This is a genomic window from Pseudomonas entomophila, assembly GCF_029193575.1.
Taxonomy (GTDB): Bacteria; Pseudomonadota; Gammaproteobacteria; order Pseudomonadales; family Pseudomonadaceae; genus Aquipseudomonas; species Aquipseudomonas entomophila_G.
Window position 1 is genome coordinate 128502 of the sequence record NZ_JARGCS010000012.1, and the last position, 13174, is coordinate 141675.

The 13174-nt window shown below is 65.9% G+C and carries 8 protein-coding genes and 1 riboswitch; of the genes, 6 read left to right on the forward strand and 2 right to left on the reverse strand.

From position 1 onward, the window contains the following. Positions 1–51 precede the first annotated feature (51 nt). Positions 52–188, reverse strand: a riboswitch (yybP-ykoY riboswitch). A 39-nt stretch (positions 189–227) separates the two neighbouring features. Both P0Y43_RS05415 and P0Y43_RS05420 read right to left on the reverse strand, forming a co-directional pair. Next, a complete protein-coding gene (locus tag P0Y43_RS05415) occupies positions 228–1226 on the reverse strand; it encodes a class I SAM-dependent methyltransferase (RefSeq protein ID WP_275636276.1) in 999 nt (332 codons plus the stop codon). Between the two features lie 50 nt (positions 1227–1276). Beyond that, positions 1277–2236 (reverse strand): 2-hydroxyacid dehydrogenase, encoded by a 960-nt coding sequence (locus P0Y43_RS05420; RefSeq protein WP_275636277.1) that lies wholly within the window; start codon positions 2234–2236, stop codon positions 1277–1279. Between the two features lie 176 nt (positions 2237–2412). On the opposite strand from P0Y43_RS05420, the gene P0Y43_RS05425 reads away from it, so the two are divergent. The 6 genes from P0Y43_RS05425 (at position 2413) to P0Y43_RS05450 (ending at position 13161) form a co-directional block, all read left to right on the forward strand. Next, positions 2413–4095 carry a fatty acid--CoA ligase gene (locus P0Y43_RS05425; RefSeq protein ID WP_275636278.1) on the forward strand — a complete coding sequence of 561 codons (1683 nt, stop codon included), beginning with the start codon at positions 2413–2415 and terminating at the stop codon, positions 4093–4095. Positions 4096–4426: 331 nt separating this feature from the next. Next, positions 4427–6316 carry a DUF1302 domain-containing protein gene (locus tag P0Y43_RS05430; RefSeq protein ID WP_275636279.1) on the forward strand — a complete coding sequence of 630 codons (1890 nt, stop codon included), beginning with the start codon at positions 4427–4429 and terminating at the stop codon, positions 6314–6316. A gap of 24 nt (positions 6317–6340) precedes the next feature. After that, positions 6341–7705: a DUF1329 domain-containing protein gene (locus P0Y43_RS05435; protein WP_275636280.1), complete on the forward strand. Its 1365-nt coding sequence runs from the start codon at positions 6341–6343 to the stop codon at positions 7703–7705. A 288-nt stretch (positions 7706–7993) separates the two neighbouring features. Beyond that, a complete protein-coding gene (locus tag P0Y43_RS05440) occupies positions 7994–10711 on the forward strand; it encodes a LuxR C-terminal-related transcriptional regulator (protein ID WP_275636281.1) in 2718 nt (905 codons plus the stop codon). A gap of 153 nt (positions 10712–10864) precedes the next feature. Then, positions 10865–12472, forward strand: coding sequence for a tetratricopeptide repeat-containing response regulator (locus tag P0Y43_RS05445; protein ID WP_275636282.1), 1608 nt, complete (start codon positions 10865–10867; stop codon positions 12470–12472). Continuing rightward, entirely contained in the window at positions 12469–13161 is a 693-nt protein-coding gene (locus P0Y43_RS05450; RefSeq protein ID WP_275636283.1) for a sensor histidine kinase, read from the forward strand. Before P0Y43_RS05445 ends, P0Y43_RS05450 begins: the two co-directional genes overlap by 4 nt. Positions 13162–13174: the final 13 nt, after the last annotated feature.

Here is a 13174-nt window from a genome sequence, read left to right on the forward strand (position 1 = left end):
CACGTACAGCCTCCCCGCCCCGGGTAAGGTGTGCGTGTCATAGGTCTTGTCAAACCCAGGATCCGTCTGCGCGGATCTTGGCTCTTCGCAGAGCTGGGTCGCACGCGCCATGGCCTGTGGGCCAAGTGTGTTGACGCGTACCGGGCGAGCGGGGGGCTCGCGGGAGACTACTCCCCTAGGACGGAGCGGATTCTGCCTACGGCGACCGCTTTCGGCAAGCTCTGTTTTTATCCGCGTGTTGCCTGGTAAATCCTGAAACCGTCGCCCTCGGCGCGTACCTGGCAGTTGCCCAACGCGCTTTGCAAAAGTGGCTGGTAGCGCAGGAAGCTGTTGGCAACCAAGCGTATTTCGCCGCCTTTTCTCAGGTGTTTTCCAGATTTTTGCAGCAAGTTTTCCGACGCTTGGTAATCGGTGTGGACCCCGGTATGGAACGGCGGGTTGCTCAGGATCACTGCCAGTTCATCCGGTGCCGCATCGATGCCATCACCGCTGATCACGTCGCCTTCCAGCGCATTGGCCGCCAGGGTCAGGCGGCTGGCCGCCACGGCGAAGGCGTCGACATCCAACAAGGTCACCCGGCTCTGTGGATAACGCCGCTTGACCGTGGCACCGAGCACGCCGGCCCCGCAGCCGAAGTCCAGCACGTGGCCGCTGGGCAGCTGCTCCAAGTGCTTGAGCAGCAGCGCCGTGCCACGGTCCAGGCGGCCATGGCTGAAGACCCCTGGCAGGCTGACGATCGTCAGCGGGCCATCTTCCAATGGCAGTTCGAAGTGTTCGGCCAGGCTTTCCAGCGGCTTGGCCTCGGGGGCGTTGTCCACGGTCACCTGCCACAGCTGGCAATGGCGGGCACTGTCGAGCTTGCGGGGCTTGCCGAAGGCTTGCAGCTGCTTCGCCGCACCCTCGATACCGCCGCGTTTTTCTCCCACCAGGTACAGCGTGCGCCCGGCCAGGCGCGCGGCCAGCGCATTGAGCAGGTAGGCGGCCAGCTCGCGTGACTTGGGCAGGAACAGCACCGCGGCGTCGAAGGCCACGCCAGGCGCTTCGACGCCGTAATGGCTGCGACCGTCGAAACGCTCGCCCAGGCGCGCCTGGTCACCGGCATGCCAGGTCCAGCCGTGGGCTTGGGGCAAACGCCCGAGCAAGTCGTCGGCGGGCAGCCCGGCGAGCAGCAGCGGGCCTTGGAACAACTCGGCCTGACGGAGCAACACTTCACTGCGCGGGTCCATGGGCGACCTCTCCTGAAAAAGTGGCGCAGTGTACCAGAGGCATCGGCGTCTCAGCCGACCACTCGCCGCGGTTGCCCGGCGAAGAACGCCTGGGCGTTTTCCGCCAGTTGCCCGACGATACGCTGGCGCGACTCCACCGCGCCCCAGGCGCTGTGCGGGGTGACGATCAGGCGCGGCACGTCGGCGGCCAGCAGCGGGTTGCCGTTGACCGGCGGTTCGACGCTGAGCACGTCGCTGGCCGCGCCACCCAGGTGCCCGCTGCGCAATGCGTCGGCCAGGGCTTGCTCGTCGATCAGGCCGCCGCGCGCGGTGTTGACCACCAGCGCGCCGGGCTTGAGCAGGGCCAGTTCGCGGGCGCCGAGCATGTGCCGGGTGTGTTCGTTGAGCGGGCAATGCAGGGTCAGCGCGTCGACCTGTGGCAGCAGTTCGTCCAGTGGCAGGCGCTCGGCGCGCGGCGGCCGACCGGGAATCTGCCCGCTCAGCACGCGCATGCCGAACGCCTCGGCCAGGCGTGCCACCGCGCCACCCAGCTCGCCGTGGCCGAGCAGGCCGAGGGTCTTGCCTTCCAGTTCGACGATCGGGAAGTCCAGCAGGCAGAACTGCTTGGCCCTGGCCCACTGCCCGTCCTTGACCGCCTGCTGGTAGTCGCACAGGCGCGTGGCCAGGGCCAGCAGCAGGGCGAGGGTGTGCTGAGCCACCGACGGGGTGCCGTAGCCCTGGCAGTTGCACACGATGATGCCCTGGGCGCGGGCGGCGGCCAGGTCGACGTTGTTGGTCCCGGTGGCGGCCACCAGGATCAGTTTCAGTTGCGGGTTGGCGGCCAGTGTCGCGGCGTCGAGCACGACCTTGTTGCTGATGACCGCAGTGGCGCCTCGCAGGCGCTCGGCGACTTGTTCGGGGGTGGTTGCAGGGTAGGGCTGGAAGCTGTCGAACTGGTCGGCCAGCGGCGAGAGGTCGAGGTCGCCCAAGTCGAGGGAGTGGTGGTCGAGAAAAACGGCGTGGCGCGGCATTGTTGGCTCCGGGCGGGGATGGGAGCATCAGAGTGAAACGCGCTGGCGCCCGCCGTCAACGGTGCCACTCATACCTCGCCCGGCCAAATCATTCCTTCGGCTGATTTGACCGGCGCGTCACCGTTCTACAGTAAGTGCCTGATATGTCCGGCAAGCTTTCCAGAAAAGGGATACCCATGTTGCAGACCCGCATCATCCAGCCCGCTGAGGGCGCCTACACCTTCCCGCTGCTGATCAAGCGCCTGCTGATGTCCGGCAGCCGCTACGAAAAGACCCGCGAGATCGTCTACCGCGACCAGTTGCGCCTGACCTACCCGCAGCTCAACGAGCGTATCGCACGGCTCGCAAACGTGCTCACCGAGGCCGGCGTCAAGGCCGGCGACACCGTGGCGGTGATGGACTGGGACAGCCATCGTTACCTGGAGTGCATGTTCGCCATCCCGATGATCGGCGCGGTGGCGCACACCATCAACGTGCGCCTCTCGCCGGACCAGATCCTCTACACCATGAACCATGCCGAAGACCGCTTCGTGCTGGTCAACAGTGACTTCGTCGGCCTCTACCAGGGCATCGCCAGCCAACTGGCCACGGTGGAGAAGACCGTGCTGCTGACCGATGGCCCCAGCAAGAGCGCCGAGCTGCCGGGGCTGGTCGGCGAGTACGAGCAGTTGCTCGCCAGCGCCAGCCCGCACTACGACTTCCCCGACTTCGACGAGAACTCGGTGGCCACCACCTTCTATACCACCGGCACCACCGGCAACCCCAAGGGTGTGTACTTCACCCACCGCCAGTTGGTGCTGCACACGCTGGCCGAGACCTCGGTGCTCGGTGGCCTGGACAGCGTGCGCCTGTTGACCAGCAACGACGTGTACATGCCGATCACGCCGATGTTCCACGTGCACGCCTGGGGCATCCCGTATGCGGCGACGATGATGGGCATCAAGCAGGTATATCCGGGGCGCTACGAGCCCGACATGCTGCTCAAGCTGTGGCGCGACGAGAAGGTGACCTTCTCCCACTGCGTGCCGACCATCCTGCAGATGCTGCTCAACTGCCCATCGGGCGCCGGCCAGGATTTCGGCGGCTGGAAGATCATCATCGGCGGCAGCGCGCTCAACCGCGGCCTGTACGAGGCGGCCCTGGCCCGCGGCATCCAGTTGACGGCCGCGTACGGCATGTCCGAGACCTGCCCGCTGATCTCCTGCGCGCACCTGAACGAGGAGCTGCGCGCCGGCAGCGAGGACGAACGTGTCACCTATCGGATCAAGGCGGGCGTGCCGGTGCCATTGGTGGAGGCAGCCATCGTCGACGGCGACGGCCATTTCCTCCCCGCTGATGGCGAGACCCAGGGCGAGCTGGTGCTACGCGCCCCGTGGCTGACCATGGGCTACTTCAACGAGCCGGAAAAGAGCCGCGAGCTGTGGGCGGGTGGCTGGCTGCACACCGGTGACGTCGCGACCCTCGACAGCATGGGTTACATCGACATCCGCGACCGTATCAAGGATGTGATCAAGACCGGCGGCGAATGGATCTCCTCCCTCGACCTGGAAGACCTGATCAGCCGCCACCCCGCCGTGCGCGAAGTGGCGGTGGTCGGTGTCGCCGACCCGCAATGGGGCGAGCGCCCGTTCGCCCTGTTGGTGCTGCGCGACGACCAGGCCCTGGACGCCAAGCTGCTCAAGGAGCACCTCAAGCCCTTCGTCGAGCTCGGCCACATCAACAAATGGGCGATCCCCAGCCAGATCGCCATTGTTACTGAAATTCCCAAGACCAGCGTCGGCAAGCTCGACAAGAAGCGCATCCGCGTGGACATCACCGTCTGGCAGGCCAGTAACAGTACGTTCCTCTCTACCCTGTAACGCCACCCCTTGGCCGCGCCGCCTTTGGCGCGGCCCGCGTGTTAGAGGGCACCGCGCCTTGTCAAACGGCGAAATTGAGCCATGCTTGAGCACTGCCAGCGTTCAGCACGGCCCTTCGCGGTAGGCCGCCGGCAGGAGACGCAAATCACACTTTAGAGGGATCAAGCACCTGTGACCGCTGGCTATAGTCGGGTCAGGGGATTTTCAGGAATGGGGGAGGGCGATGCGCACACGCCGCGTCGCCGCGGGCAGGAGCCTGCTTCAACCAGGCGCTCAAGCCGTTTCTGAAAGGACTCACTGCCATAACAAAAAAGTACATGGAGTAGCGTCGATGACATCTGCAAACCCGTTCTGGCGCCGGGCCAAGTTGCCCTTGGCCGTCAGCCTCGCTTCCACGCTCGCAAGCCCCGCATTCGCTGTCAGCTTCAACATCGGGGAAATCGAAGGCCAGTTCGATTCATCGCTCTCCATCGGGGCCAGCTGGTCGACTGCCAATCCCAACAAGAACCTCATCGGGGTGAACAACGGCGGCAAGGGGCTTTCGCAGACCTCCGACGACGGCCACCTGAACTTCAAGAAGGGCGAGACCTTCTCCAAGATCTTCAAGGGCATCCACGACCTCGAACTCAAGTACGGTAACACCGGCGTATTCGTCCGTGGCAAGTACTGGTACGACTTCGAGCTCAAGGACGAACACCGCGAGTTCAAGGACATCAGCGACTCCAACCGCAAGGAAGGCGCCAAGTCGTCCGGCGCCGAGCTGCTCGACGCCTTCGTCTACCACAACTACTCGATCGCCGACCTCCCGGGCTCGGTGCGCCTGGGCAAGCAGGTGGTCAGCTGGGGTGAAAGCACCTTCATCGGCGGCGGCATCAACTCGATCAACCCGATCGACGTCGCCGCCTTCCGCCGCCCAGGCGCGGAGGTCAAGGAAGGCCTGATCCCGGTCAACATGTTCTACGTCTCGCAGAGCCTGACCGACAACCTGTCGGCCGAGGCCTTCTACCAGCTGGAGTGGGACCAGACCGTCACCGATAACTGCGGCACCTTCTTCTCCCAGCCCGACATCATCTCCGACGGCTGCACCGACAACCTGCGCGTGCTCAATAGCAGCCGCACGGTGCCGGGTGCCGCGCAGCAGTTCCTTGCCACCCGTGGCGTGAACATCAACGAAGAGGGCGTGATGGTGCGCCGTGGCCCTGACCGCGACGCGCGTGACAGCGGCCAGTTCGGCGTGGCGCTGCGCTACATGTTCGAGCCGCTGGACACCGAGTTCGGTGCCTACTTCATGAACTACCACAGCCGTGCGCCGATCTTCAGCGCCACCGGCGCCGCGCCGTCGGTTTATGCTGGCCTGGCGGGTCTGCCGGCGCAGCTGCGTTCGCTGGCGCCGCTGATCGTCGCGGGCAACTCGCAGTACTTCGTCGAGTACCCGGAGGACATCCGCCTGTACGGCCTGAGCTTCTCCACCACCTTGCCCACCGGCACCGCGTGGAGCGGTGAGATCAGCTACCGCCCGAACGCGCCGGTGCAGTTGAACACCACCGACATCCTCTATGCGGGCGTGCGCCCGATCGGCGGTACCCTGGCCAACGCCTCGCTGCTCAACGGCGTACCGGGCCAGGACCTGCACGGCTACCGCCGCAAGGAAATCACTCAGTTCCAGACCACCCTGACGCACTTCTTCGACCAGGTGATGGGCGCCAGCCGCATGACCGTGGTCGGCGAGCTGGGCGTCACCCACGTCGGCGGCCTGGAGAACGCCCGCGAGACCCGCTATGGCCGCGACCCGGTATTCGGCCCAGGCCCGCTGCCAGCCACCGGCCCGGCGAACACCTGCTCGCAGATCCTCAACACCGGCACCATCGCCGGCGCTGGGGCCGGCGCCTCGACCGCCAACCTCAGCCGCAAGTGCGAGAACGACGGCTACACCACCAGCACTTCGTGGGGCTACCGCGCCCGTGTGATCTGGGACTACAACGACGTCTTCGCCGGGGTCAACCTCAAGCCCAACGTGGCCTGGTCCCACGACGTCTCGGGTTACTCGCCAGGCCCTGGCGGCAACTTCGAGGAAGGCCGCAAGGCGATCAGCCTGGGCGTGGACGCCGAGTACCAGAACACCTACACGGCGAGCCTGTCGTACACCAACTTCTTCGATGGCAAGTACAGCACCGTGGATGACCGCGACTTCGTCGCCCTCAGCTTCGGCGTGAACTTCTAAGAACACTGATCCAGGACGACAACGATGAAGATGACCACAAGTCTGCTGAAAGCCGGTGTGCTGGGCATGTCCCTGCTGGCAACCAGCGTCATGGCTGCGGTTTCCGCCGACGAGGCGGCCAAGCTGGGCTCCACCTTGACGCCGATGGGTGCGGAAAAGGCCGGCAACGCCGACGGTTCGATCGGCCCCTGGGAGCCGCTGGGCAAGACGGCGGGCAGCGCGGATGCCAAGGGCTTCCTGTCCGACCCGTATGGCAGCGAGAAGCCGCTGTTCACCATTACCGCGCAGAACGTCGACCAGTACGCCAGCAAGCTCTCGCCGGGCCAGGTGGCGATGTTCAAGCGCTACCCCGAGACCTTCAAGATCCCGGTGTACAAGACCCACCGTGGCGCCACCGTGCCCGATGACGTGTACGCCGCGATCAAGAAGAATGCCACCCAGACCACCCTGGTCGAAGGCGGCAACGGCCTGAACAACTTCGACACGGCGGTGCCGTTCCCCATTCCGAAGAGCGGCCTCGAGGTGATCTGGAACCACATCACCCGCTACCGCGGCGGCAGCGTGACCCGCCTGGTAACCCAGGCCACGCCGCAGCCGAACGGTTCCTACAGCCTGGTTTACTTCAAGGACCAGTTCGTCTTCCGCGACCGGATGAAGGACTACGACCCGAGCAACCCAGGCAACGTGCTGTTCTACTTCATGCAGGAAGTGACCGCGCCGGCGCGCCTGGCCGGTACCGTGCTGTTGGTGCACGAGACCCTCGACCAGGTCAAGGAGCCGCGCAAGGCGTGGATCTACAACGCCGGCCAGCGCCGTGTGCGCCAGGCGCCGCAGGTTTCCTACGACGGCCCGGGCACCGCCGCCGACGGCCTGCGCACCTCCGACAACCTGGACATGTACAACGGCGCGCCGGACCGCTACGACTGGAAGCTCGAAGGCAAGAAGGAGATGTACATCGCCTCCAACGCCTACAAGCTGGACGACCCGAAGCTCAAGTACGCCGACATCATCAAGGCCGGCCACATCAACCAGGACCTCACGCGCTACGAGCTGCGCCGCGTGTGGCATGTGGTGGCGACCCTGAAACCGGGCCAGCGCCATATCTACGCCAAGCGTGACTTCTATATCGACGAGGACACCTGGCAAGCCGCGGTGATCGACCAGTACGACGGCCGCAACCAGCTGTGGCGCGTGTCCGAGGCCCATGCCCAGCCGTACTACAACGTGCAGGTGCCGTGGTACACCCTCGAAGCCATCTACGACCTGAACTCGGGCCGTTACCTGGCGCTGGGCATGAAGAACGAAGAAAAGAGCGCGTACAACTTCGGCTTCACCGCCAGCAAGGCCGATTTCCAGCCTGCGGCCCTGCGCCAGTCGGGGGTGCGTTGACCTGACGACCCTCAGACACTCCGTTTGATCTCCCAGAACGCCCCGGCTTGCCGGGGCGTTTCTGTTGGTGCGCGGTGCTCTCATGAGCGACACGCTCCTTGTAGGAGCGGGCTTGCCCCGCGATAGGGCCTGAATAGACAACCCCAGGCCCCATCCATCAGCACTGTTTCTTTTTGTCGTAGTCTTTTTCAGCCAATCTACAGCCCATCATCTTCAAATACCCCCCATTACCGGCTAGTCTCGCAACCATCCGTACCGCCGTACCCTTCCACCCAGAACGAGCCGGCCATGACAGATTTGTCCCGTACGCATGGAGTCGCCAGCCAGGCCCTTGGCCTGCTGGACGGGCGTTTCTTCCGGCCACCGCTGCCGGACGGCCACGTGCCGCGTGCGCGTTTGTGCCAGCGCCTGGAGGCGGGCCTCAACGGTCGTTTGTTGCTGGTTAACGCCCCTGCCGGTTTCGGCAAGAGCTCCCTGGCCATCGAGTTCTGCCAGCAGTTGCCGCACCACTGGCGCAGCCTCTGGCTCGGCCTGAGCCAGCGTGACGCCGACCCCGGTCGCTTCCTCGAACGCCTGCTCGAAGGCCTGCAACAGTTCTGCCCAGCCCTGGGCGGCCAGGCCATGGGCCTGTTGAAGATGCGCCAGCGTCACCAGCCGTTCGCCTTCGAGGAATGGCTCGACGGCCTGCTCGATGAACTCACGCTCTACCTGCACGTCGACACCCCACTGCTACTGGTACTCGATGACTACCACCTGGCCCAGGGCCCGGTGCTCGACCGCTGCCTGCAATTCTTCCTCAACCATCTGCCCACCGGGCTGGTGCTGCTGGTCACCAGCCGCCAGCGTCCGGATTGGCACCTGGCGCGCCTGCGTCTTTCGCGGCAACTGGCCGAGCTGAACGAGCAGGACCTGCGCCTGACCCCCGACGAAGCCCTTGCCGTGATCGGCCGCCAGCCCACCGGCTTGCGTGGCCAGGCACTGGACAACCTGATCCAGCGCAGCGATGGCTGGGTCGCCGGGCTGCGCTTCTGGCAGCTGGCGGCCAGCGAATCCGGCGACGAAAACGCCTTGCCCCAGGCCCTGCATGGCGGCGAAGGGCTGATTCGCGACTACCTGCTCGAGGAAGTCATCGAGATCCTTCCGGCCGACGTGCAGGCCTTCCTCTACGACACGGCCTGTCAGGAGCGCTTCTGCGCCGAGCTGTGCGACGCTCTGCGCGAGCGCCATGACGCCGCCGACATCCTGCGCTACCTGCAGGCCCACCAGGTGTTCCTGGTGCCACTGGACGAGCACGGCCACTGGTTCCGCTACCATCACCTGTTCTCCGACCTGTTGCGCAGCCGCCAGGCCAGCGCACCGTTGGCAGGCCTGCACTTGCGCGCCTGTCGCTGGTTCCAGGCGCAGGGGCTGCTCGACGAGGCGGTGGAGCAGGCCCTGCGCGCCGGCTCGCTGGATGTCGCCGCCGACCTGGTGCAGAGCCTGTCGGAGGAGCAACTGCTGGCCGAGCAGAACGTCGGCATGCTGTTGCGCTGGAAGATGGACTTGCCCGACAGCCTGCTGATCAGCACGCCACGGCTGATCGTGCTGTACAGCTGGGCCCTGGGCCTGGCCTGCCAGCTCGACGCTGCCGAGGAACTGGCGGGTTACCTGAGCCGCTTCCTGCCGGCGCCGTCGGCCACTGCGCAGAAGTCCATGCTGGCCCAGTGGCTGGCCCTGAGCGGGGTCATCGCCCGTGGCCGTGGCGACCGCGCGCGGACCCTGGCCTATTGCGAAGAGGCCCTGCAAAGCTTGCCGTGCAAGCGCTACGGGCAGCGCCTGGTGTGTTTGTCGACGCTGTCCAACCTGGCCATCGCCGACGCCGATTTCTGGCGTGCTCGGGGTTGGAACCGCGAGGCCCTGGAGCTGGCGCAGCGGGTCGGCAACCCGCTGTTCGAGGCCTTGGCCCACTACGACCGCGCGCGCGTGCTGCACGCCCGCGGCGAGGTGCTGCGCGCCCAGGACGAAGTGCGCCAGGGCCTGCAGCGCCTGCAGGGCTTGTCCGGGCAGCGGCTGTACGCCATCCGCGCGCGCCTGACCCTGTATGACGGCTACCTGCTGGCCTCGCGCCTGCACCCGGCCCAGGGCCGTGCCCGTCTGCGCGCTGGGCTCAGCGAGGCCCGTGCCTGCCGCGACATGAGCGTGCTCATCGGCCATTGCGCCATCGCCTCGCTCGACGGCCGCGAGGGCCGTTTCGCCGAGGCGTTCGCCGAACTGGCCGAGGCCGAGCGGTTGATGCACATCTGGGACGTGCCGCCGATCTTCTACCTGGCCATGATTACCTTGGTGAAGTGCGAACTGTGGCTGGCCCAGGGGCGCACCGACCTGGCCGAGTCCTGGCTGCTACGCCTGGGCCAGACCTACGGCGGCGAGCAGCCGGCCGCCGCACCGGAATTCCACCCGCTGCTGCCCTTGCATATCGAACTGCAGCAAGCGTTGCTGGAGCGTACCCTGATGCGCCCTGGAGAGGCCGAAAGCCGTCTGCGCGCGTTGGTCGAACGCGGCCACGCCAGTGGCGGGCTGATGTTGGTCGTCAGCGCCCAGTGCCAGTTGGTCGACTTGCTGCTTGCCGAAGGTCGCGAGCAGGAGGCCGTCCGTTGCCTGCCCAAGGCGCTGGAGGCGGCGCATGGCGGGGTGCTGCAACCTTTCCAGCGGCTGCTCGACGAACAGCCGGCGTGGCTGCGCGAGCAGTTGCTCGCAAGCCCGGCCGGCCCGGTGCAGGCCGAGCTGCTGGCGCGCCTGCCACAGACGCCGTTGCCCAGCCTGGTGGCCACCGAGGCCCTCAGCGGCCGTGAGCTGGCGGTACTGGAGTTGATCGCCCAAGGCTGTTCCAACCAGCAGATCAGCGAACGTCTGTTCATCTCGCTGCACACCGTCAAGACCCACGCCAGCCACATCAACAGCAAGCTCGGCGTCGAGCGGCGCACCCAAGCGGTAGCCCGCGCCAAATCGCTCGGGCTGCTGGCCTAGGGGCGCGCCACTCGGTAAAGTGGTGGCTCATGGCCATTATTGCTTGCGCACCGGTCTTTCCAGCTCATCTTTCCCGACCTGCGGCCGATAAACCGGTCGGCGGACCTGCCGCCGCGCGCCATTTACCCACTCTTCTTCCTACAGGTCGTGTTGATGCTGCAGTACGGGCAAAAAAGCTTTCTGATCGTCGACGACTACACCGACTTCCGCACGTCGACCCGCTCCATGCTCCGCGAACTGGGCGTGCGTGACGTCGACACCGCCGACAGCGGCGAGCAGGCGCTGCGCATGTGCGGGCAGAAGCGCTACGACTTCATCCTCCAGGACTTCCACCTGGGCGATGGCAAGAAGAACGGCCAGCAGGTGCTTGAAGACCTGCTGCTGGACAAGCTGATCAGCCATGAATGCGTGTTCATCATGGTGACCGCCGAGAGCAGCCAGTCGATCGTCCTCAGCGCCATCGAGCACGAGCCCGACGCCTACCTGACCAAGCCGTTCAACCGCGTCGGCCTGGCCCAGCGCCTGGAAAAGCTGGTGCAGCGCAAGACCTTGCTCAAGCCGATCCTCCAGGCCCTGGACCGCGGTCGCCCAGCCGAAGTGCTGGCGGCCTGCGCCGAGCTGTGCAAGCAAGACCCACGCTTCGCCCCGCTGTGCCTGCGCTACCGCGCCGATGCCCTGCGCGAGCTGAACCGCTTCGACGAGCTGGAGAAGTTTCTCGGCAACATCCTCGCCAGCCGCCCACAACCGTGGGCCTACGTCGCACTCGGCAGCCTGCTGCACAAGCGTGGCCAGTACAAACAGGCCCAGGGCGTGTACGAGCAGGCGCTCAAGGCCTTCCCGATCATGCCCGGGCTCTACGACGGTATGGCCGAGGTGCTGGTGGCCCAGGGCGAGACCAAGCGCGCCCAGCACATGCTCGAAGAGGCCGTGCGCCTGTCGCCGCTGGCGGTGCGCCGGCAGGCGGCGCTGGGCAAGCTGGCGCTGGACAACGAAGATTTCGACAGCGCCTCGAAGGCCTACCGCCATGCGGTGAGCCAGGGCCAAAGCTCGCGCTACAAGAGTGCCGAGAGCAACCTGGGCCTGGCCCAGGCGCTGATGAACAAGAACGCCGGCAACGGCCTCGACGCCCGCACCCGGGTCGAGATCAACACCGTGCTCAGCGAGGTGGCCAAGGAAAACGTCGAGGACCAGGGCCTGCAAGTGCGCGCCCGGCTGATGAAGGCGGCCAGCCTGCAACAGGCCGGCGACGCGGAAACCGCCGGCAAGCTCACCGAGCAGGCGATGCAGCGGCTGGAGAAGATGGAGCAGTTCTTCTCGGTCGAGGCCGCGCTGACCGTCGCCAAGCAACTCAAGACCCTGGGCCAGGACGCGGCCGGCACTTCGATCCTCAAGGGCTGCGTGGAAACCTACGGCGACGACCCCAAGGTCATGCAGAGCGTGGCCAAGGTCACCGACGACCCGAGTGTGCTCGGCGCCGTCACCGAGGCGGTGGACCTCAACCGCCAGGGCGTGCGCAGCTACCAGGGCGGCCAGCTCAACGAGGCGCTGGAGATGTTCCGGCGTGCCTTGGGGTTGCAGCCGAAGAACATCAGCATCGCCTTGAACACCGCCCAGGCGCTGCTGCGCATCGGCGGCGAGAACCCACCGCCGGCGATCCTGCAGGAGTGCCGCAACTGCTTGAACAGCGTGGCCGGCATCCCCGCCAGCGACAACCGCTACGACCGCTATCGCAAGCTGCACATTCGGGTATTCGGCGCATGAGCCAGGACGCACAGGGGCTGGATTTCTCCACGGTGATCGCCTCCACCGTGCACGACCTGAAGAATTCGCTGTCGGCGTTGATCCAGGCCCACGACCAGTGGCTGGCACGCTTGCCCGAGGAGATGCGCGGCGGCACCGAGCAGGGGGTGATGACACATGAGTTCCGTCACCTCAACGGCATGCTGGTGCAACTGCTGGGGTTGTACAAGCTGGGTATCAACCAACTGCCGATCTGCCCCGACTATCACGAGCTGGAAGATTTCGTCGAAGCCCAGCTGGCGCAGCAGCAAGAGGTCATCCGCCACCGCGACCTGCTCGCCACCTGGCGTATCGAGACGGAGAACCCGCTGGGCTTCTTCGACCGCGAGCTGGTCGCCTCGGTGGTGGCCAACGTGCTCACCAACGCCGTGCGCTATGCCGGCCATGCGCTGTTGATCAGCGTCGAGGAGCAGGGTGAGCAGTTGGTGATCAGCGTCAATGACGACGGCGCCGGTTATCCACAGCGCATGCTCGAGCGCCAGCAGGACTACGTGCAGGGCATCGACCCGCAGACTGGCAGCACTGGCCTGGGCTTGTACTTCGCGGCACGCATCGCTGCGCTGCACGAGCGCAATGGCGTGCGCGGGCGGATCGAGATCGCCAATGGCGGGACGCTTGGGGGCGGGTTGTTCAGGTTGTACCTGCCGTAGCTTGAGCTTTACG